The 19716-nt window shown below is 63.6% G+C and carries 23 protein-coding genes and 1 tRNA gene; 7 read left to right on the top strand and 17 right to left on the bottom strand.

Annotation, left to right across the window (positions count from 1 at the left end; genetic code table 11):
- Positions 1-37 precede the first annotated feature (37 nt).
- Entirely contained in the window at positions 38-511 is a 474-nt protein-coding gene (locus tag JQ597_RS27960) for a universal stress protein (RefSeq protein ID WP_192736345.1), read from the bottom strand.
- A 183-nt stretch (positions 512-694) separates the two neighbouring features.
- Between JQ597_RS27960 and JQ597_RS27955 the strand changes: the two genes are divergently transcribed.
- Both JQ597_RS27955 and JQ597_RS27950 read left to right on the top strand, forming a co-directional pair.
- Positions 695-771 (top strand) — tRNA-Arg (locus tag JQ597_RS27955).
- A gap of 65 nt (positions 772-836) precedes the next feature.
- Positions 837-1214: a hypothetical protein gene (locus tag JQ597_RS27950; RefSeq protein WP_212268708.1), complete on the top strand. Its 378-nt coding sequence runs from the start codon at positions 837-839 to the stop codon at positions 1212-1214.
- Between the two features lie 6 nt (positions 1215-1220).
- Here JQ597_RS27950 and JQ597_RS27945 read toward each other — a convergent pair whose 3' ends face one another.
- The 4 genes from JQ597_RS27945 to JQ597_RS27930 form a co-directional block, all read right to left on the bottom strand.
- A complete protein-coding gene (locus tag JQ597_RS27945) occupies positions 1221-1853 on the bottom strand; it encodes an aspartate/glutamate racemase family protein (RefSeq protein WP_212268790.1) in 633 nt (210 codons plus the stop codon).
- A 110-nt stretch (positions 1854-1963) separates the two neighbouring features.
- The gene (locus JQ597_RS27940; protein WP_212268707.1) at positions 1964-2974 is read right to left on the bottom strand and encodes an amino acid ABC transporter substrate-binding protein; all 1011 of its coding nucleotides are present in this window, start codon (positions 2972-2974) and stop codon (positions 1964-1966) included.
- Positions 2975-2985: 11 nt separating this feature from the next.
- Positions 2986-4335 carry an aspartate aminotransferase family protein gene (locus JQ597_RS27935; RefSeq protein ID WP_212268706.1) on the bottom strand — a complete coding sequence of 450 codons (1350 nt, stop codon included), beginning with the start codon at positions 4333-4335 and terminating at the stop codon, positions 2986-2988.
- A gap of 5 nt (positions 4336-4340) precedes the next feature.
- On the bottom strand, positions 4341-5216 hold the full coding sequence (locus JQ597_RS27930; protein ID WP_212268705.1) for a MurR/RpiR family transcriptional regulator: 876 nt from the start codon (positions 5214-5216) through the stop codon (positions 4341-4343).
- A 95-nt stretch (positions 5217-5311) separates the two neighbouring features.
- Between JQ597_RS27930 and JQ597_RS27925 the strand changes: the two genes are divergently transcribed.
- The 3 genes from JQ597_RS27925 (at position 5312) to JQ597_RS27915 (ending at position 7992) form a co-directional block, all read left to right on the top strand.
- Positions 5312-6499: an amino acid ABC transporter permease gene (locus tag JQ597_RS27925; protein WP_502754664.1), complete on the top strand. Its 1188-nt coding sequence runs from the start codon at positions 5312-5314 to the stop codon at positions 6497-6499.
- A 4-nt stretch (positions 6500-6503) separates the two neighbouring features.
- A complete protein-coding gene (locus tag JQ597_RS27920) occupies positions 6504-7625 on the top strand; it encodes an amino acid ABC transporter permease (protein WP_212268703.1) in 1122 nt (373 codons plus the stop codon).
- Positions 7626-7788: 163 nt separating this feature from the next.
- On the top strand, positions 7789-7992 hold the full coding sequence (locus tag JQ597_RS27915; RefSeq protein ID WP_212268702.1) for a hypothetical protein: 204 nt from the start codon (positions 7789-7791) through the stop codon (positions 7990-7992).
- Positions 7993-8076: 84 nt separating this feature from the next.
- Here JQ597_RS27915 and JQ597_RS27910 read toward each other — a convergent pair whose 3' ends face one another.
- From JQ597_RS27910 to JQ597_RS27860, 11 genes are all read right to left on the bottom strand, one after another.
- Positions 8077-8511, bottom strand: coding sequence for an aminoacyl-tRNA deacylase (locus JQ597_RS27910; protein ID WP_349628889.1), 435 nt, complete (start codon positions 8509-8511; stop codon positions 8077-8079).
- Between the two features lie 179 nt (positions 8512-8690).
- Positions 8691-10217, bottom strand: a complete 1527-nt coding sequence (gene bchE, locus JQ597_RS27905; RefSeq protein ID WP_212268701.1) for a magnesium-protoporphyrin IX monomethyl ester anaerobic oxidative cyclase — start codon at positions 10215-10217, stop codon at positions 8691-8693.
- 148 nt (positions 10218-10365) lie between these two features.
- Positions 10366-11112, bottom strand: coding sequence for a di-trans,poly-cis-decaprenylcistransferase (locus tag JQ597_RS27900; protein ID WP_212268700.1), 747 nt, complete (start codon positions 11110-11112; stop codon positions 10366-10368).
- A 34-nt stretch (positions 11113-11146) separates the two neighbouring features.
- Positions 11147-11530 (bottom strand): transcriptional regulator, encoded by a 384-nt coding sequence (locus JQ597_RS27895; RefSeq protein ID WP_409363595.1) that lies wholly within the window; start codon positions 11528-11530, stop codon positions 11147-11149.
- Positions 11514-12131 carry a hypothetical protein gene (locus JQ597_RS27890; protein WP_212268698.1) on the bottom strand — a complete coding sequence of 206 codons (618 nt, stop codon included), beginning with the start codon at positions 12129-12131 and terminating at the stop codon, positions 11514-11516. The genes JQ597_RS27895 and JQ597_RS27890 overlap by 17 nt, the downstream gene beginning before the upstream one ends.
- A gap of 125 nt (positions 12132-12256) precedes the next feature.
- Entirely contained in the window at positions 12257-12616 is a 360-nt protein-coding gene (locus tag JQ597_RS27885) for a DUF1428 domain-containing protein (RefSeq protein WP_212268697.1), read from the bottom strand.
- Between the two features lie 58 nt (positions 12617-12674).
- The gene (locus tag JQ597_RS27880) at positions 12675-13412 is read right to left on the bottom strand and encodes a DUF899 domain-containing protein (RefSeq protein ID WP_212268696.1); all 738 of its coding nucleotides are present in this window, start codon (positions 13410-13412) and stop codon (positions 12675-12677) included.
- Positions 13413-13434: 22 nt separating this feature from the next.
- Positions 13435-13812 (bottom strand): SRPBCC family protein, encoded by a 378-nt coding sequence (locus JQ597_RS27875; protein ID WP_212268788.1) that lies wholly within the window; start codon positions 13810-13812, stop codon positions 13435-13437.
- Positions 13779-14246, bottom strand: coding sequence for an ArsR/SmtB family transcription factor (locus JQ597_RS38345; protein WP_212268695.1), 468 nt, complete (start codon positions 14244-14246; stop codon positions 13779-13781). Before JQ597_RS38345 ends, JQ597_RS27875 begins: the two co-directional genes overlap by 34 nt.
- Before the next feature lie 58 nt (positions 14247-14304).
- A complete protein-coding gene (locus JQ597_RS27865) occupies positions 14305-14562 on the bottom strand; it encodes a DUF3551 domain-containing protein (protein WP_212268694.1) in 258 nt (85 codons plus the stop codon).
- A gap of 92 nt (positions 14563-14654) precedes the next feature.
- Positions 14655-15632 (bottom strand): Bug family tripartite tricarboxylate transporter substrate binding protein, encoded by a 978-nt coding sequence (locus tag JQ597_RS27860; protein ID WP_212268693.1) that lies wholly within the window; start codon positions 15630-15632, stop codon positions 14655-14657.
- Positions 15633-15764: 132 nt separating this feature from the next.
- Between JQ597_RS27860 and JQ597_RS27855 the strand changes: the two genes are divergently transcribed.
- Positions 15765-16184: a VOC family protein gene (locus tag JQ597_RS27855; RefSeq protein WP_212268692.1), complete on the top strand. Its 420-nt coding sequence runs from the start codon at positions 15765-15767 to the stop codon at positions 16182-16184.
- A 199-nt stretch (positions 16185-16383) separates the two neighbouring features.
- Positions 16384-17970: an AMP-binding protein gene (locus tag JQ597_RS27850; RefSeq protein ID WP_212268691.1), complete on the top strand. Its 1587-nt coding sequence runs from the start codon at positions 16384-16386 to the stop codon at positions 17968-17970.
- 144 nt (positions 17971-18114) lie between these two features.
- Here JQ597_RS27850 and JQ597_RS27845 read toward each other — a convergent pair whose 3' ends face one another.
- A complete protein-coding gene (locus tag JQ597_RS27845; protein WP_212268690.1) occupies positions 18115-19212 on the bottom strand; it encodes an HD-GYP domain-containing protein in 1098 nt (365 codons plus the stop codon).
- Between the last annotated feature and the right edge of the window lie 504 nt (positions 19213-19716).

The following is a 19716-nucleotide window of genomic DNA, read 5'->3' as shown; positions in this document are numbered from 1 at the left end:
ATCTCTTCGATCGATCCGGCGCGGTGCAAAACTGAGCCTAGGCTGCCGTCTCGGCCGGCGGCTTCAGCCGCTCGAATTCATCGTCGCTGATCTCGGTCTGGGCGACCAGCACGCTGCAGCGCAGCCGCTTGACCAGATAGCTGCCGACGGAACCGAACCACCGCGCCAGCGGCCCTTGCGGGCGATGCCCGACGACCACGAGATGCGCGCCGATTTCCTCGGCCACTTCCGCGATCTTTTGCCCGGCATCTCCCACCTCCAGCCGCGAGGTCGGCGTAAAGCCCACCGCCTTCAGCCGCTCCGTGCCTTCGGCCAGGATCGCCTTGTAGTCTTCGGTTTGCAGTTCGATCGGAATGGTGAGCCCGGCCTCCGGCGTCATGATCGAGGAAACCTCGACAACCGCCAGCAGGAAGACCTCGGCACGGCACATTTGCGCGAGCTTGGCGCCCTCCCGCAGGGCGCGCCGGCCCTCAACAGACCCGTCATAGGCCAGAAGAACCTTCTTATACATCGGACGTCCCCATCGATGGTCGAGAAGATCAACAAACCAAGACTAGCACCAATCCGGCAGAACGGATCAGATTTTTGACGGGGATGAGGCCCGCCGTCCTGCCACCTTCGTATTGCCGGGCGCCTCAAGGTGCCCCAAAGGCCGTTGCCGATGCCAGACCAATCGGCTAAATGAAGCCCCACTGCACCCGTAGCTCAGCTGGATAGAGCGTTGCCCTCCGAAGGCAAAGGTCACACGTTCGAATCGTGTCGGGTGCGCCAATAAAGTGCACCCCCAATACCGTGTTTCCCCGGGGGTCACGTAGCGGAGTGATGAGTGATCCGGAATGGCTGAAGCTGATCTAGACGCCGTAATCCGGCAACTCGCCAAAGCACAGAACAAGAGCCTGATGGTCGCCGCCAAAAAGCGGCAGGGCCTGTTTATGGCCAAGGCCGCCTCGGCCAAGGACAAGGAAGCCAAGGCGCGGTTCAAGCTGCTCGCCCAGAGCGCGATGCTCCATGGCACGGCGGCGGCGAAACGGCTGCAGAACTCCGCCGACAACGCCGCCGACAGCTACGCGCGGGCGGTCAAGAACGCCGCGGAAGAGATCGCGGCGATGAAGCTCGCCAAGAAAACTGAGACGAAGGCCGAGAAGAAGGTTGAGAAGCAGCCTGCAAAGGCCGCGAAGAAGACCCAGAAGAAAGCGGCAAAGAAAAAGGCCTGAGCGCGGCTAGCCGCGCAGCATTTCCTTCAGCTTCAGCACCGCGCTGTCAGGCGTGGTGACGACCGGGCGGCCTGAGGCTTGCGCGACCATCTCGGCGGCGGGCGCCATGCTGTATTGGGCCAGCGCGATCAGGTCGCAACCACGCAGGTCCCAGGACGCCTCCACCACCAGACGATCATGCGTGGCGCGATCGCCGCGGTCGAGGGCGGCCATGGCGCCATCAGCCAGTTTCGGCACCAGCTCGATCGAAGCCGGAAATTCCCGCGGCATCGACACCAGCGTCGGCGGGAACGAGGACAGCAGGCCGATTTTGCGGCCCCTGGTGACGGCCTGCTCGATCATCGCCTCGTTGGGCTTGAGCACCGGCATCGGCGCTTGCGCGCGCGCCACCGCTTCGATGCACGGACCGAAGGCGGAACAGGTGAACAGGATCGCGTCCGAACCAGTGCCCGCCGCGTAGCGCCCAAGTTGCAGGAAGCGCTCGGTCATGGCCTCGGTGAGCCCGCCATCACGCGCCAGATCGGCCGACAGGCTGTCGTCCAGCAAATTCATCAGCCGAGCGTCAGGCCAAAGTTTTGCAAATGAGGCCTCGATCGGCACGATCGAGTGTTTCAGGGCGTGGATGAGGGTGATGCGCATGCCGATCAGTGTGACGGCGGCGCGATCCGTGTCAACCCGGTGCGCCGCCATGCCTTACCTAAAGAGACAGACTTCTCTTGAACGGCAATACTTGCCTCAAAGGCAATACTTCACTTGAACGGGAGGGCGTACATCAGCCCGCCTTTGTTCCAGGTTGCGTTCAAGCCGCGATCGAGCTTCATCGGGCTTGCCTTGCCGACGTTGCGTTCGAAGATTTCGGCATAATTGCCGCCCGCCTTAATCGCCTGCAGCATCCACTTGTTGTCGAGGCCGAGCCGCGATCCAAGGTCGCCGGCGGTGCCGAGCAGGCGCTGCGTCGCCGGCGCGCCCGACTTCGCCATTTCGTCGGCATTGGCTGATGTCACGCCGAGTTCTTCCGCTTCGACGAGGCCATAATGAAGCCAGGTGATAATGTCCGACCATGCTTCGTCGCCGTTGCGCGTGAACGGGCCGAGCGGCTCCTTGCTGATCGTCTGCGGCAGCACGACATAGTCGGCGGGATTCGGCGCCGCCGTCGTCACCGCACCCGCCAGCGCCGAAGCGTCCTGGGTCATGACATCGCAGCGGCCGCCGAAGAAGGTCTGGTACATCGTATCGGTGCGATCGAACACCAGCGGCATCCAGTCGATGCCGTTGGAGCGGCCGTAATCGCCGAGCGTCACCTCATGGGTGGTGCCCTGTGCGACGCAAACCGTGGCGCCCTTCAGATCCTTCAGCTCCTTGACGCCGCTGTCGCGCTTCACGAGAAAACCCTGCCCGTCGTAGAAATTGATCGGCCCCTGCCGCAGGCCGAGCGTGGCACCGCGCAGATAAGTCTGCGTGGAATTGCGATAGAGCACGTCGATTTCGCCGGATTGCAGGGCGGTGAACCGGTTCTGCGCGGTCAGCGCGACGTAGCGAACCTTGCTGGGATCACCGAGCACGCCCGCGGCGAGCGCACGGCAGTAGTCGACATCGAGGCCTTTATAATTGCCCTGGGAGTCCGGCGTGGAGAAACCGGCGAAGCCGGCGCTGACGCCGCACACCAGCGCGCCGCGTTGCTTGACCGTGTCCAGCGTGGCCGCCGGCGCGGCCGTAAACGAAATAGCGAGCAAACCTGTCGCGATGACAATTCTCTTCATCTCTGCTCCTCCTAATGACCAACAGACTTCAATGCGCTGTCGACGGCGTGGCCCAATCTGTCGACGATCATGTCGATATCTTCAGTCGCTGCGATGTAGGGCGGCGCGAGCAGAACATGATCGCCGCTGCGGCCGTCCATGGTCCCGCCTGCCGGGTAGCAGGCCAGCCCGCCCTCGAACGCCGCGGCCTTGATCCGCTGATTGAGCTTGAGCGCGGGATCGAACGGCGTGCGCGTGGCGCGATCGGCCACCAGCTCGATGGCCTGGAACAGGCCACGCCCGCGGATGTCGCCGACATGCCGGTGATTGCCGAAGCGCTCGGTCAGTCGATGCTCGAGATGCGCGCCAAGGACTTTCACCCTGTCGAGCAATCGCTCCTCGCTGATCAGCTGCTGCACCCCGAGCGCCGCGGCACAGGCCATCGGATGCGCGAGATAGGTATGGCCGTGCTGGAACGCACCCGAGCCCTGCCGGATGGTATCGATGAGCGCCCCGCTCGCGAGCATGGCGCCGATCGGCTGATAGCCGCCGCCCAATCCCTTGGCGACGGCCTGGATGTCGGGCGCGATGCCTTCCTGCTCCCACGCATGCAGCGTGCCGGTACGCCCCATGCCGCACATCACCTCGTCGAGAATGAGCAGCGCGCCGTGCCGGTTGCAGATGTCGCGGACGGCGCGGAAATATCCCTCCGGCGCCGGCACGCATCCGGCGGTGGCGCCTACCACCGGTTCGGCAACGAACGCGGCCACCGTGTCGGGGCCGAGACGCTGGAATTCGGCCTCCAGTTCGGCCACCAGCCGCGCCACAAAATCCGGCTCGGATTCATTGTCGCGCTTTTCATGATAGGCGAAAGCCGGCGTTACATGGCTGAAGGCATCCGAGAGCAGCGGCGCATAAGGTTGGCGCCGCCAGGCGTTCCCGCCCGCCGCAAGCGCGCCCAGCGTATTGCCGTGATAGCTCTGCCGGCGGGCGATGAAGCGCTGGCGCTGCGGCTCGCCGCGCTCGATGAAATATTGCCGCGCCAGCTTGATGCCGGCTTCGATCGCTTCCGATCCGCCACTGACGAAGTACGCATAGGCCAGACCGCCGGGCTCCTCGCCGACCAGATGCTCGGCCAGCGCCTCCGCCGGCTCGGAGGAGAAGAAACCCGTATGGGCGTAAGCAAGCTTCGAGGCCTGACGGGACATCGCCTCGAGCACGCGCGGATGTTGATGACCAAGGCATGAGACCGCAGCACCGCCGGACGCATCCAGAATCCGGCGTCCGTCTTCGGCGATCAGCCACATGCCTTCGCCGCCAATGGCCTTGGGTGGGGTCTCACGCAAACTACGATGAAGCACGCGGCTCTTTTGACCGGCCATGGCTTTCAACCCTTCTCGGCAACATATTGCGACATCGCGGCGAGGCGGATTTCGGTTTCCTCCAGCCGGCGCTTCGCGGCCGCGCCGCCCAGCGCGAACGTGACCGCGGCAAGCGACTGCGCAATGGCGATCGCTCCGGTCAGGCTTGGAAAGAATCCCGGCGACGCCGCCGCTTCGAACAGCAACGGATGCTCGGCCCCCTCCGCCATCGGCGCCGACATGGTGTCGGCAATCGCGATCAGCGTGGCGCCGGACTGATGCGCCGCGCGCGCCGACAGCACGCTCGCGGTGGAATAGGGTGCAAAGCCGACAACGACGACCGCATCGCCTTTGCGGAAAGCGCCGAGATCGAGATCTTCAGGGCCGGAGCCGCCGACCAGCTGCACCTCGTGCGGCCGGAACAGACGAAGCTGATAGTTGAGCAGCTCGGCTACGCTGCGGCAGCTTCGGAAGCCGGCAATCCAGATCCGTTGCGCCGTGTGCAACGCGCGCGCGGCACCTGCGATAGACCCGATATCGATGCGCGCAAGACCTGCCGCTTCGGCTTCCAGCTTGTCGGCGATCAACGATACATCAGAGTTCGGCCCGGGGCGGCGCCCCTTGGCGCGGCCCGAAAACGGTGACGGCGATTCCGGCCGCCGCGCCTCGGTCAAGGCGGCGCGCAGGCCGTCCCATCCGGAATAGCCGAGCGCTTTTGCGAGCCGGGTGAAGGCGGCAGGATCGGCGCCCGCCTCGGAGGCCAGATCGCGCATCGAACGCGTCGTGGCGTCATAATCATTGGCCGCGACGAAGCGTCCGACCTGCTGCAGCCGCGCCGGCAATGACGGCAAGGCGCTGCACAGCTCATTCAGCGGGGAAGGTTTCAGTTGCGGTTGGGCCATGAAACATATGTTGCATGTTTTACGATTTAGTGCAACATATGAAACGTACCCGGCGCATAGCCGAAGATCGCTGCTGCAATAAGGATTCTTATGCCGTGACGGTATCGACGCCCCGATCGCCGCGCCGCGCGCTGTGGCGCTTTCTGCAGGACAGGCGGCGCCTGAACGGATTGTTGTGGCAGCTATTGGTGGTGGGGATTGTGATCGCCGGCGTCGGCTGGCTGTGGTCGAACGCACTGCACAACCTCTCGGTCCGCCGCATCTCGACCGGATTTGCTTTTCTCGGCCGTGAGGCGGGAATGCCGATTGCCGACAGTTGGATCGCCTACAGCCCGAAGGATGCCTACGCGCGCGCCTTCCTCGCCGGCATCGTCAATACGCTGCGGGTCGCTGTGATCGGCATCGTGCTGGCGACGGTGCTCGGAACATTGATCGGCATTGCCCGGCTGTCCTCGAACTGGCTGCTGTCGCGGCTGGCGGGGGTTTACGTCGAGGTGCTGCGCGACGTCCCGCTGCTGCTGCAATTATTGTTCTGGTACGTCCTGATGCAGGGCCTTCCAGCGGCGCGCACCGCCTGGAAGCCGGTCGACGGTGTCTTTCTTTCCAACCGGGGGCTAGTGTTGCCGTCGGTTCCGATCGAGGGGGCAAACCTCTGGGTCATCGGCGCCGCGACGCTTGGGCTGATCGCATCGTATTTCCTGCGGCGACGGCTGATCGCGCAGCAGATGGCCGACGGCCGGACACGCCCTCTCTGGCCCTACGCGCTGCTGCTGGTGGTCGGGCTGCCAGCGCTGCTGTCATGGACACTCGCTGCATCCTGGACCGTCACGTTCCCTGAACTCCGCGGCTTCAATTTCGTCGGCGGCTTGACGCTGGCGCCGGAATATTTCGCGCTGCTGATCGCGCTCGTCACCTATACCTCGGCCTTTATTGCAGAAATCGTGCGCAGCGGCATCCAGGCCGTCCATGTGGGCCAATGGGATGCGGCAAAGGCGCTTGGCCTGCGCCGCAGCTTCATGCTGCGCCACATCGTGCTGCCACAGGCGCTGCGCGTCATCATCCCGCCGATGACCAGCCAGTATCTGAACCTGACCAAAAATTCCTCGCTCGCGGTCGCGGTCGGTTACCAGGACATCGTGTCGATCGCGAACACGACCTTGAACCAGACCGGGCAGGCGATCGAGGCGATTGCGCTGATCATGCTGGTGTTCCTCACCATCAGCCTCGGCATCAGCCTGTTCATGAACTGGTACAATGCGCGCATCGCGCTGGTGGAGCGATGATCCCATGACGTCGGTAGCATCAGCCCCGGAAAATCCGCTGCCGCTCGGACGGCCGCAACACCGCAGGACCCTGGCCGGCCGCCTCATCGGATGGCTGCGCGCCAATCTGTTTGCGTCGATCCCCTCGTCCATCATCTCGCTGCTGCTGATCGCGGTGCTCGGCAAGGCGCTGATCAGCCTCGTGCAATGGGGCTATGTGAACGCGATCTGGATCGTCTCGGGCGACCAGACCGGCCCCTGCCGGGCGCTCCGCGGCATCGGCGCCTGCTGGGCCGTCATCCCGGAAAAATATCGCTTCATCCTGTTCGGCACCTATCCCTTCAATGAGCAGTGGCGACCGGCGCTGGCGACGCTGACGTTCATCGCGCTGTTTTATTTTTCAACCCGCCCCAGCTTCTGGGGCCGCAAGCTCGTGCTGCTGTGGATCGGCGCGCTGGCGCTGATCGGCGTCCTGATGTGGGGTGGCATCTTCGATCTGACTTACGTTTCGCAGGACCGCTGGGGCGGTCTCCCGGTGACGTTGATCCTCGCGACCTTCGGGCTGGCTTTCGGTTTCCCGCTCGGGATCCTCGTCGCGCTGGGGCGCCGCTCTAAACTGCCCGCGATCCGGTCGCTATGCGTGCTCTATGTCGAGTTGATCCGCGGCGTCCCCTTGATCAGCCTCCTCTTCATGGCGAGCGTGATGTTTCCGCTGTTCATGCCCGACGGCGTCAATATCGACAAGCTGCTCAGGGCCCAGATCGCGTTCGTGCTCTACGCCGGCGCCTATCTCGCCGAGGTCATTCGCGGCGGCCTGCAGGCCGTTCCGCGCGGGCAGTACGACGCTGCCGACGCGCTCGGGCTGTCCTACTGGAAGAAAAACGGCCTGATCATCCTGCCGCAAGCGATCCGCCACGTGATCCCGCCGCTGGTGAATACGTTCATCGCCTTCTTCAAGGACACCAGCCTGGTCCTGATCATCGGCATCTTCGATCTCTTGACGACCGCCAAGACCTCGATCATCGACCCCGCCTGGCAATCCTTCAGCGTCGAAGTCTACATCTTCGTCAGCCTGATCTATTTTGCCTTCTGCTTTGCCATGTCGCGCTACAGCCGGCACCTTGAAGCGCAGGCGAGACCGTCCTGACGATGGAATGCGTGCCGGCCACTACCTATGCGCGGCTTCGGATTTCCCCGGGAGGCCCGGGTCGGGTCGCCGACCTGCCGGCCCCCCCGCCGAGCCAACCCGCAAACTCATTGAACCTGTCGCGGACGGTCTCCGACCAAGAGGCTCGTTCGGAGATAGTACGATGGCACTTGCCCAATCAATCGATGCCTGCATGACCTTCGCCGCTGGGATCCTCGCGGCCTATTACGGCTGGCGCCCGGTCCCAGCCGGCCCGAAGCATCTCGAATGGATCGCCTGGCAGGAACGCTGGGGCATGCCCTGCCGTATCGCCGGCATCTTCCTGATCGTCACATCGCTGATACAGATCGTGGCGAAGGCGTCCTGATGCGCAGGATGGCGCGAGGATTGTTCATCGCAGCCACGCTGACGCTGAACACGGACTGACGGCGCCCGCACATTGCCACGATGGTCAGGCGTTTGAATCGTGTCGCGGACGCCGGCGCTGATCGCGTTGCAGCTGGGCGGGATCGCGATCCCTGCGGATCCGGTTTTTGAAACGGTGACCGACGACGATGAGGGCACCTTGACGACGCCCGGCGCCATCGGCCGCCTGCGATGCAGGCAAATGCGTTTCAGGGGGCTGGTTATCCTGACTCACGGCTTCGAGCGCCGCGAGAAAGTCGCGGCCCGCTTGTGTGATTTGCCATCCCTCGTCGTCACGCAGCACATAGCCGGCGCCAAAGATGTCAATCGCCGGAACGCGTCGGGCCAAGCGTTTGATGCGCGCGTCCCAGTCCGGGCCGCTGGCGGAGAGAATGACGACGTCTCGCTTGAGCGAAGCAAGCGTGGCCCGGCCGCTGCCGTGACTGGCCAGGACCTTCAGAATAGCAACCTGTATGCTCACGCCAACGCCTCGGACCGCGACGGTTCTTTTTGTTCTGTGCGATCGGAGGCGAGAGTATTTCCTCGCTAAGGCACCCGTCCAGCAGCCGCGGCCAGTTATCCGCAGCCTTGATAAGGGCTTACGCATTGCTTTCACAAGCGGCCGCCTCTGCAATTCCGCAGAGCGGCATGCGCGGGCTTTCATGCAGCCTCGCGCACGCCGACGCGGCGCTCGGGCCGCGCTGCTGACATCGATTCCTCCTCGCTGTCCTGCGGCGTGCCCCAGAATTGCGCCACCGTCGGTCCATTCTTCAGCCTGATGTCGCGCAGAAATCCCCAAATCTCATGCGGCCAGACCCGGCGCCCCATCTGCGTGTACCAGCGCATCGCGTGCCGCAGGCCGGCGTCGCGATGAAACAGGACGCGCAGGATCGCCTTCGGGCGGCATTGCAGCACCATTTCGGTGAACTTGAACCAGAGCAGCACGCGCCACGGCGCCATATGGCGCGTCGCCAGCACCTGATGCTTGTAATCCCAGCGCCGGCGGTCGGTCTGGATCACGCGGCGATCGGCCGCGAGCCGGAAATACGGCGTCCAGCGGTGCGGCGTGACATAGAGCATCTGGATCTGGTCGGGATCGTACGACAACAGCTGCCGCAACCCGCGCCAATGATCGCGATCGGTCTCCTCCTCGAAGCCGACCACCCATGTCGCCATCGACAGGATGCCGTGCTGGCGCATCAAGCGGATCGCTTCCCGGTCGGTGGTGGTGGTGGCGCCCTTGCGAATCAGTTCGAGCGTCTTCTCGTCGGTGTTCTCCATGCCGAGAAGGAAGCGCTGCCAGCCCGCCTTTTTGTATAGGTGCAAAATATCGGCGTCGCGAACGATGTCGTCGGCGCGGGTCGAGCCGACCAGGATCAGATCGACATTCTCCGCGATCAGCGCCTCGAGAAAGGCGCGCCAGGCCTTCTTCGATACCGTTGGATTCTCGTCGGCGAAATTGATCACCTTGACGCCGTGCTCGCGATGCAGGCGCGCCAGCTCAGCTGCGAATCGGACGGGATCGCGGTGGCGCCAGCGGGTCCAGAAGCCGCGCTGGCCGCAATAATTGCACAGATGCGGACAGCCTCGCGAAAACTGCACCACCACGGCGCGCAGGCCGCCCCAGTAGCTGTAACGCGCGTGATCGATCAGTTCCCAGCCGACCCGGTAGGCATCGAGATCGCGGATCACGGGCGCGGGCTGAGTGGCGCTGACATCGTTGCCGTCGCGGAAGGCGATGCCCGCGACATTGCCGAGCTCGTGGCCAAATTCGAGCGCGCGCATCAGTCGCCGTGCGGTCTCCTCGCCCTCGCCGCGCACGATCGCGGTGACATAGGGCTCCTCGCGCAGGACCTCGCGCCAATGATAGGTCGGGAACACGCCGCCATAGACGATCAGAACATCGGGCATGGCGCGCACGATTGCCTGCGCGATCTCGGCGATGACGGGATGGCCCGAGGTCGAGCCGGAATGGCCGAACAGCACGGCGTCCGGCGCGAATGCCAGCGCCTCGGCTTTGATTGATCGTACCGGCATCGGGCCGAACTCGCCATCAATGAGGCGAACCTCGTGGCCGTCGTCGATCAGGGGGCCGCCGATCGACAGCAGGCCGAGCGGCGGCAAATGGTCATCGGGGATCCGGCTGCCGATCGAAGAGTGTGGCACGTTGATCAGAAGAATGCGCATGGACGTCGCTCCGCTTTGTTGGCGTCATCGTTCGTCCCCGCATGCGTGGAAAAGCCCGGCCCCCCGGCCGGCGCTTGGTGAGGTACTAGAGCGTTTTCGAGCGAAGTGGACACCGGTTCGCGTGAAGAAAACGCGTCAAGACAAGAGTCTAGAGGCTCGGTACCTCTTCCGGTGCGATCGCCTGCAGACCGCCGAAGCGGCGCTCGCGGCGATGGAACGCGCCGAGGGCTTCGGCAAGATCCTGCGCCTCGAATTCCGGCCACATCCGTTCGGTGAAGTGCAGCTCGGCGTAGGCGCCTTCCCAGAGCAGAAAGTCCGACAACCGCTTTTCTCCGCTGGTGCGGATGATGAGGTCGACGTCGCGAAGGTTTTTTTCGCCGGTGATGAGTTCGGCAAGCCTTTCGCGGGTGAGATCGACAATGCCCGCCGCGCGCGTTGCGGCGTTGAGGATGGCGTCGCGGGCCGAGTAATCGATCGCGATGCGCAGATGCAGCGCGTCGCCGGCGGCGGTAGCCGCCTCCGCGTGGGTGATGGCATGGGCGATGCCTTCGGGAATGCGATCGCGGCGTCCGATCACGGTGAGACGAACGCCGTTGCGGACCAGCGCCTCGACCTCGTTGGCGAGATAGAATCGCAAGAGCGCCATTAGCGCAGAGACTTCGGTCTTCGGCCGACGCCAATTATCGCTGGAGAAAGCATACAGCGTCAGCGCACCGACGCCCTGCCCTGGCGCGGCCTCGACCACGCGCCGGATCGCTTCGACGCCGGCCTCGTGGCCGCGCAACCGCGACATCCCGCGCCGCGTCGCCCATCGGCCATTGCCATCCATGATGATGCCGACATGCAGCCGCGCGTCGGGCGTGTCTCCAAGTTTGGGCGAGAGATTACTTTGCATCACAAAGTCTCCGATTAAAAAAAGGGGATGGCGGTCAGACCGGCAGGATGCCGAGCCGGGCGATGGCGGTGTCTTCCTTGCCGGCGGCCTTGGCGGCGTCGCGCACCAGACGCTCCAGCACGGCAAGATAATCGAGGAAACGGCGGCGGCCGCTCTTGGTCAGGCGGCAGGTGGTGTGGGGACGGTTGCCTTCGTAACCTTTGGTGACCTCGACCAGGCCTGCCTCCTGCAGAACCTGCAGATGCCGGCTGAGATTGCCGTCGGTGAGGCCGCAGAGTTGCTTGAGGTCGGCGAAGGCCAATCCCTTGGGATGAGCCATCAGCGAGGTCAGGAGCCCGAGCCGCGCCTTCTCGTGGATCACGCGATCGAGCCCGTCATAGGAGAACGGCGCGTTGTTGGGTTCAGTCTTCGGCATCATTCTCTCCGGACGCAAAATGCAGCAGTGCGGCCATCAGGAGCTGCCCGACCGCGAATGGCACGCCCATCATCCAGGGCGACAGCAGATGGTTTTGGCTGGCGAGCAGGAGGACCGTAAAGCCCGACACGAAATACCAGGCACCACCGAAGGCGATGCTGCGCGGCAGTGTGCGCACCGAGGCGAACACGCCAAGGCTGACCAGCACCTGACACAGCCCCGGCAGCATCCACAGCGTTTCGGGCGCGAACTTCCACAGCATGATCCCCAGCAGCAGGCCGGCGACGCCGGGCGGGAGAAATTGCTCGAACGCCTGCTGGATCATGGCGTCGGCGAGGCCCGAATGGTGCCGGCGCGAGCGCGCCAGCATCTCGATCCAGATCAGCGCGCCGGAAAACAGCGCGGCGGCCGCCCAACCGGCAAAGAAAATGACCGGCTGCCCGGTCGGATCGTTGAGCCAGAGGAATTGCAGGATCGCGGTAAGCAGAGCGATGCCGCTGGTGGCGGCAACCGTTGCCGGACCATAGCCGCGAAACGCGGTGCCGGCCGCAATCTGGCTGCGGATCGCCAGGATATCGGCCAACGCCTTGTCGAGGTCGCGCATCGATCACCCTTACTTTGTATTGCAAAGTATACCGGATTACAAAGTAGATGCAAGGGGGATGCGCGAAGCCCGCGATTGCGTGGTTAAATCATCGACTTGTGCATGCGCGACGGCCGACGGCGGCTTCAGACCTTTACCAGGCTTGTGAACCCACCGTAGATCATCCGCTTGGGGTCGAACGGCATCGACTTCATGTCGCCCATCGAATTGAGTCTGGGGTCCGCCATCACCTTGGCATTGATCTTGTCGCGCTGCGCGCGCGACTTGTAGGTGATCCAGGCGAACACCACGGTCTCGCCCGGCTTCTGCTTGACGCTGCGCGGAAACGAGGTGAGCTTGCCGACCTTGACGTCGTCCGCAACCCATTCGCAGTAATCCAGCGCACCGTATTCGCGCCAGACCTTGCCGGCCTTGGTGGACATCTTGCGATAGGCCGCGATGTTCTTCTTTGGAACTGCGACGATGAATCCGTCGACATAGGCCATGGGTTTTGTTCCCTCTGTTTGTTCGCGTCATTGCAAGGAGCGCAAGCGACGACTTCTGTTAGGAGTGGCAGCAGGATGCCTGAACCGGCGCCGGTGTGTATTGGTCACGTAGCCGCACCCAATCCATCGGATATGGCAGACCCTCCTCGTGACGACCGAGCGGCGTCAGGTCGAGATAATGATAGGCGGCGTTCATCATGTCGAGGCCACGCGCGAAACAGGAATAGGTGTGGAAGATGTTCCCGGCCTCGTCGCGATAGAACACGCTGATGCCGGGTGCTTCCTCGGTGCCGAAGCGGGTGGTGCCGAAATTATACCTGTTGTCGCCTGACTTGAGCGCCTCCGGCGTGAACGACACCTCATAATCGTAGTTGAAATCGTTGTTCCCCGACGACAGCCAGTCGAAGGTCCAGCCCATCCGCGCCTTGAACGTGGCTAGCTTTTCGACCGGCGCGCGCGAAATCGCGACCAGCGTGGTGTCGCGCGCGGCAAGATGCGGAATGATGCGCTCAAATCCGTCGGCCCAGAACGAGCAGTGCTTGCAACCTTCGTTCCAGTCCGGGGCGAACATGAAATGCTGCACCACGAGCTGGCTGCGTCCCTTGAACAGGTCGGCCAGCGTCATCCGGCCGCCGGGTCCGTCGAACAAATAATCCTTATCGACCTTGACCCAGGGCAACGCGCGACGCTCCTCGCTCAGGCGCTCGCGCGCCTGGGTCAGTTCCTTCTCATGCGCAAGATGGGCTTTGCGCGCGGCGATCCACGCTTCGCGCGAGACGACGATATGCGGCTGCATAGGCGGCTCCTGTGTTGATCGTTCAGCTGACAAATTGTTCGAGCTTGCCGAGCAATTCGGTCCAGCCCTTCTCATGGCCGTCGCGCGCGGCCTCGTTGAAGAACTGCTCGTGATGCAGCGTCAGCAGCGTGCCGGCACCGTCCGGTTTCAACGTGATGGTGAGCTGCGATTCGCGTTCCGGTGTCGAATGCCAGGCCCAGCTCATCACCAGCAGCTCGTTCGGCACGATTTCGCGATAAACGCCGCCGGCCTGAAAATACTCGCCGTCGGTGGCATGGAAGCTGATGCGGTAGCGGCCGCCGACGCGCAGATCGGTCTCCGCCTGCACCGAACCTTCCCTGACCTTCGAGGGCCCGAACCACGCCGCTAGTTTTTCCGGGTCGGTCCACGCGGCGTAGATTTTCGCCGGCGTCGCACTGATACGACGTTTGAGGGTGAGGCTTGGGCTGGTTGCGAGACCGGTGTCGCGGCGGGAATCCGGCTGGATGCTTGACTGGGTGGCCATGGGTCTTCCTCCACAAAAGCTGCAAGTCGGTCGAGATTGTCGGACCAGAAGCGCTGGTAGCGGTTCAACCAGTCCATCGCCTGCTCCATAGGCTTGGCGGTCAATCGGCACGCCACGGTGCGGCCGGTTTTCTCGCGCGCGATCAGGCCGGCATCCGACAACACGTCGAGATGCTTCATGATCGCGGGCAGCGACATCGCAAAGGGCTGCGCCAGTTCGCTCACGGATAGGCTTTCGCGGTCGCCGAGCCGCGCCACCAGCGCGCGCCTCGTCGGATCGGCGAGGGCTGCGAAGGTACGGTCCAGGACATCTTCTTGATACTTAACCATATGGTTTAGTATATGCGCAAAAGATCAGGCGTCAAGCGCCTGCTGCTGATTTTCCTGATCAGTAATCCCGATAGACCCGGCCGCGCCGCGGCTGCTGGTTCAACGCCGCGCGCGGATTGACGTTGCAATAAACGCCGCGGCCGGAGGCCGAGGCCATGCACTGCTGATAGGTCTGGTAAGAACAGTCGCCGGGAATGCCGACGCCCCGGCCCTGAACACAATAGGGGTAATCGTAAGCGGCGGCCGGCGTCGGGCCAGCCACCGTGGCCGTTCCAGTCGCCAGCAAAACCAACATGGCCAGCTTCGCGTTGCGCATGATCGAATCCTCCTCCACGGTAAATATACCGCATCGCCGGGTCGCCTCAGGTTCAAAACCTCGCGACCCGGAGAAGGTTCCCGAGAGGTGCTTTACTGCACCTTCTCGATATTGGCGCTGTCGATCACTTTCTTCCACTTCTCGGTTTCTTCCACGATCATCTTGCCGAACGCTTCGGGCGGCCCGATCAGCGGCTCACCACCGAGATCGACCAGCTTCGCCTTGATCGCAGGCTCCGCCAGCACCGCGTTCACTTCCTTGTTCAGCTTCTCGATGATCTCCTTGGGCGTGTTCTTCGGAGCCCCCATGCCGAACAGCGCGCTCGCCTCGTAGCCCGGAATGGTGTCGGCGAGGACCGGCACGTCGGGCAGAAGCTCGGACCGTACCGTCGAGGTCACCGCCAGCGCGCGCAGCGAACCGGCACGGATGTGCTGCAGGATCGAGGGCATGTTGTCGAAAATCACTTGGACCTGGCCGCCGAGCAGATCGGTGATCGCGGGCGCGGCACCGCGGTAGGGCACGTGCTGCATCTTGGTGCCCGCCATCATCATGAACATTTCACCGGACAGATGCACCGAGGTGCCGTTGCCCGATGACGCCAGGTTCACCTTGCCGGGGTTGGCCTTCACATAGGCGATGAACTCGGCAACCGTCTTCGCCGGAACGTTATTGTTGACCGTCATCACGTTCGGCACGCGATTGAACGCCGCGACCGGCGCGATGTCGCGAACGACGTTGAATTTCAGGTTGGCGTACAGCGATGCGTTGATGTAGTTCGCCGGATTGACCAGCAGAAGCGTGTAGCCGTCCGGTTCGGCGTTGATCACCGATTCGGTGGCGATGTTGTTGCCGGCGCCGGGCTTGTTTTCGATCACGAATTGCTGGCCAAGCCGCTCCGACAGCCGCTGGCCGAGCAGGCGCGCAATGATGTCGGTGGCGCCGCCGGGCGGATATCCGACCACCCACTTGACCGGCCGCGTCGGATAATCCGCCGCCAAGGCAGTGCCGATCGAAGCGGCCATCGAAAGGCCGATGGCCGTCAGGCAGATCGCGGTACGGCGTGAAATCATGAGTTATTCTCCCTGGGGCCCGGGTTCACCCGGGCCGTTTCTATTGAACTGAACAAGGGCCGCGTTGTAACAAACAAACATCCATGCGACCAGTGCGACGCAACGCCCACAGGCGCGACCAAAGGATTAGGCATGTCCGTCAAGGTGAATGCGCTCGATCATCTCGTGATCAATGTCTCCGACGTGGCGCGTTCCGCCGAGTGGTACCGGAACATCCTCGGCATGGAGATCAAGGTGTTCGATCCGGGTCCGGGCAAAACGCCGCGGACGTCGCTGGTGTTCGGGAACCAGAAGATCAACGTGCGGCCGCGCGATGCCGACAAGGTCGAATGGTTCACGGCCGATCATGAGACCGCCGGCAGCGACGATCTGTGCTTCCTGACCGCGAGCACGCCGGACCAGGTGGTCGCGCACCTTAAGGCCAACGGCGTCGCGATCGAGGAAGGCCCGGTCGCCAAGCAGGGCGCGCGCGGCACGCTGCGCTCGGTCTATTGCCGGGATCCGGACGGGAGTTTGATTGAGATTTCGTCGTATGAGGGGGATGTGACGTAAGGCGTTTTGCTTTTCCGTCATGGCCGGGCTTGACCCGGCCATCCACGTCTTTTCTCGCCGCCATACCGTGAAGACGTGGATGCCCGGGACAAGCCTGGGCATGACGAGCTTCTACGATTTGATCATCCCGCCATCCAATGGCAGAACTGCTCCCAAGCAATAACCAAGGCAGCGGTCGAAGCTGCACCGGGGAGAAGATATGTCTATTTCACAGGCCGTGCCGGGCGTCGTCGGACCATTCGCAGGCCTCGACGTGCCATGGCTGCTGCGGATGCGGGCCGAGAGCCGCCGCAACCATCCGTTCCTGATCTGGGCGCCGTTCGAGGCCCCGGCGCGGAGCTGGTCCTACGGCGAATTTCACGAACGCGTCGGCGCGCTCGCGGCGGGCCTCGTCAAACGCGGCATCAAGCCCGGCGAATATGTGCTTGTTCATCTCGACAATTGCATCGAGGCGATGCTGGCGTGGTTCGCCTGCGTCGAGCTCGGCGCCATCGCCGTCACCACCAACACCCGCTCGGCCGCTGCCGAAATGGAATATTTCGCCGGCCATTGCGGCGCGGTCGCCGCGATCACCCAGCCGGCCTATGCCGAATTGATTTCGGCCCATTGCCGCGACCTGCGCTGGATCGCCGTGATCTCGCATGACGCCGGCGCCGTGCCCGCGCAAGGCAAAGGCGCGCCGCGCGGCGATAGTTTCGAATCGTTGTTCGCCGACAGCACGGACCGGCCGCGCCGCGCCACCGACCCGTTTGCGCCCTGCAGCGTGCAATATACCTCCGGCACCACGTCGCGCCCGAAGGCGGTGCTGTGGACGCATGCCAACGCGCTGTGGGGCGGCAAGATCAACGCCGCCCATGAGGACTTGCATCAGGGCGACGTGCACCAGACCTATCTGCCGCTGTTCCATACCAACGCGCTGGCCTATTCGATGCTCGCAACGCTGTGGGTCGGCGCGTCCTGCGTGATCCAGCCGCGGTTTTCCGCGAGCCGGTTCTGGAACGTCGCGCTGGAACATGGCTGCACCTGGACCTCGACGATCCCGTTCTGCTTGAAGGCGCTGCTGGAGCACGAGATTCCGAAGCATCACAAATTCCGGCTCTGGGGCACGGCGGTGAACGATCCGCCGCCTTTCGCCGCCTTCGGCGTCAAGACCATCGGCTGGTGGGGCATGACCGAGACCATCACCCACGGCATCGTCGGCGAGGTCGATCAGCCCAACACGCCGATGTCGATCGGCCGCGCGGCGCCGGAATACGAGATCCGCATCACCGGTGACGACGGCCGGCCGACCGAAGTCGGCGACACCGGCAATCCCCTGATCAAGGGCATTCCCGGCCTGTCGCTGTTCTCAGAGTATCTGCACAACGACAAGGCGACGCGCGAGAGCTTCGACGAGCACGGCTATTTCATCACCGGCGACCGCGTCACGCTGCTGGACAACGGCTTCATCAAGTTCGGCGACCGCGCCAAGGACATGCTGAAGGTCGGCGGCGAGAACGTCGCGGCCTCCGAGATCGAGCAGGTGGTCGCGCTGGTGCCCGGAGTGCGCGAGGCCGCGGTGGTGGCGAAGAATCATCCGATGCTGGACGAGGTGCCGGTCGTGTTCATCATTCCGCTGGCGGGCGTCGCGGCCGCGCCGGCCGATCTGCATGATGCCGTGATGGCGGCCTGTCGCAATGCGCTGGCCGATTTCAAGGTGCCGCGCGAGATCATCTTCGTCGACGAGATGCCGCGCTCGACGCTGGAGAAGGTGGCGAAGGCGGAATTGCGGAAGTTGCTGGAGTAACGTGCGCCTTAGCACGTCATTCCGGGATGGTCCGAAGGACCAGACCTCAGGTGCGCAATTGCGCACCGGGGAATCTCGAGATTCTCAGGTGCGCAATTGCGCACCGTAGTTCGATGCTGCGCATCGCCCCGGAATGACGGGCTCTCACCCATAACCGAACGCGATCGGGCGGAAGGCCTGCAGCAGGTGCTGATCGAGCTTGTCGCCCATCTCTTCCATCACCCCGAACGCCTTGACGTGGGTGAACTGCAGCCGGTAGGCGCGTTTCTCGACGAGGGCGGCGTAGATGTCCACGATGGTCGTCAGGCGCACGATGTCGCTGATCTCCTTGCCGGAGAGGCCGTCGGGATAGCCGGTGCCGTCGAGGAATTCATGGTGGTGCAGCACCACGTCGAGCATTTCCGGCGGAAAACCACCTTGCGCCGCCAGCGCGTCATAGCCGCGCCGCGGGTGCTGGCGCATCTCTTCCATTTCCTCCGGCGTCAGCGGATCCGGCTTGTCGAGGATCGCGACCGGGATGAACGCCTTGCCGACGTCGTGCAACAGCGCGGCGCGGGCGAGACGGCGCTGGTCGTCCTCGCGCATGCCGAGATGCTGGGCGAACGCGACCGCAAAGCCGGTCACGAACAGGCAATGCCGATAGCTGTCGGTGTGGTGGCAGCCGACGGTCGTCAGCCATTCACGCAGCGAGGTGTGCTTGATGGCTTTCAGAATCTTGTTTTCGGCCTGCACGATGTCGCTGAATTTCAGCGGCTCGCCGGCCCGCATGCCGTTGAAAATCCTGACCATGACGCCGTGCGCGGCTTCGACGCCCCGGTTCAGCGCCTTGCCGCGGTCGGTCTCGTTGTATGAACTGTCGTCCGGAAAGGCCGCCCGGATGCGCTGCAGGATGCCCTGCGCGTCGAACGGGCGCGCGATGGTGTCGGTGGCGCCGAGCGCCCAGGCCTGCATCGACCCGTGATGCAGCGCGTCCGCCAGCACGAACAGCCGCGGCATTTCGCGATAGGCTTCGGTGCGCAGCTTGTTGCGCACCATCTGCACGCTCTCGGCCGAGCGCAAATTGATGTCGACCACGATGCCGGAGAGATCGCGCGCCGGCGCGTCGGGAATATCCGTCGTGGCGATCATGTCCACTTGGCCGACCGACTGCAGAATGCCGGCCAGTTCGCTGCTTTGATCGCTCCGATCCGACGCCAGCAGCAGCCGGCGCTTGGACGGAGTCTTGTTGGTTAATGCTGTCATAGGACCCCAGGGCCTTGCGGTGATGACCGTCCGCCAAGCTACCGGATAAGGAGTTCCTTGTGGCTTAAGACGTATCGTGAATGTTGATTGATCGGGATCGATAGAATTTTAGGGATTCGTCGTCCCGGCCTTGAGCCGGGACCCATACGCCGCGGCGGTCGTTGCTGTCGAAGGTCACTAACGCCGGCGCTCTAACCGATAGGCCGCGGCGTATGGGTCCCGGCCTTCGCCGGGACGACGTGGATATAGTTTCGCATTCTCGCGACGCATTGCGCCCGAGGCTTTCAAATTCTTCGCCCCCAAAATTTCAGAGGGCGCAGGGAATGCCGGATGCGCGCTGCACCCGCGGTCTCGTGTGCGATTGTGCAACAAGATGGTGCACACGAGCATACAGGGCAGCGGAGAGCATCCGACATTCCCTGCGCAATGGCTTTACGGCTTATGACGCGCTCTCCCCGGTGAGACGGCCTCTATTGCCACCGTCGCCCCTCGGAAGCGTTAGCT

Origin of the sequence: Bradyrhizobium sp. AUGA SZCCT0177 (assembly GCF_018130125.1) — a bacterium.
In the GTDB taxonomy this organism is placed as follows: domain Bacteria; phylum Pseudomonadota; class Alphaproteobacteria; order Rhizobiales; family Xanthobacteraceae; genus Bradyrhizobium.
The sequence above is the reverse complement of the archived record's forward strand: the minus strand, read 5'-3'. Positions and strand labels throughout refer to the sequence as shown.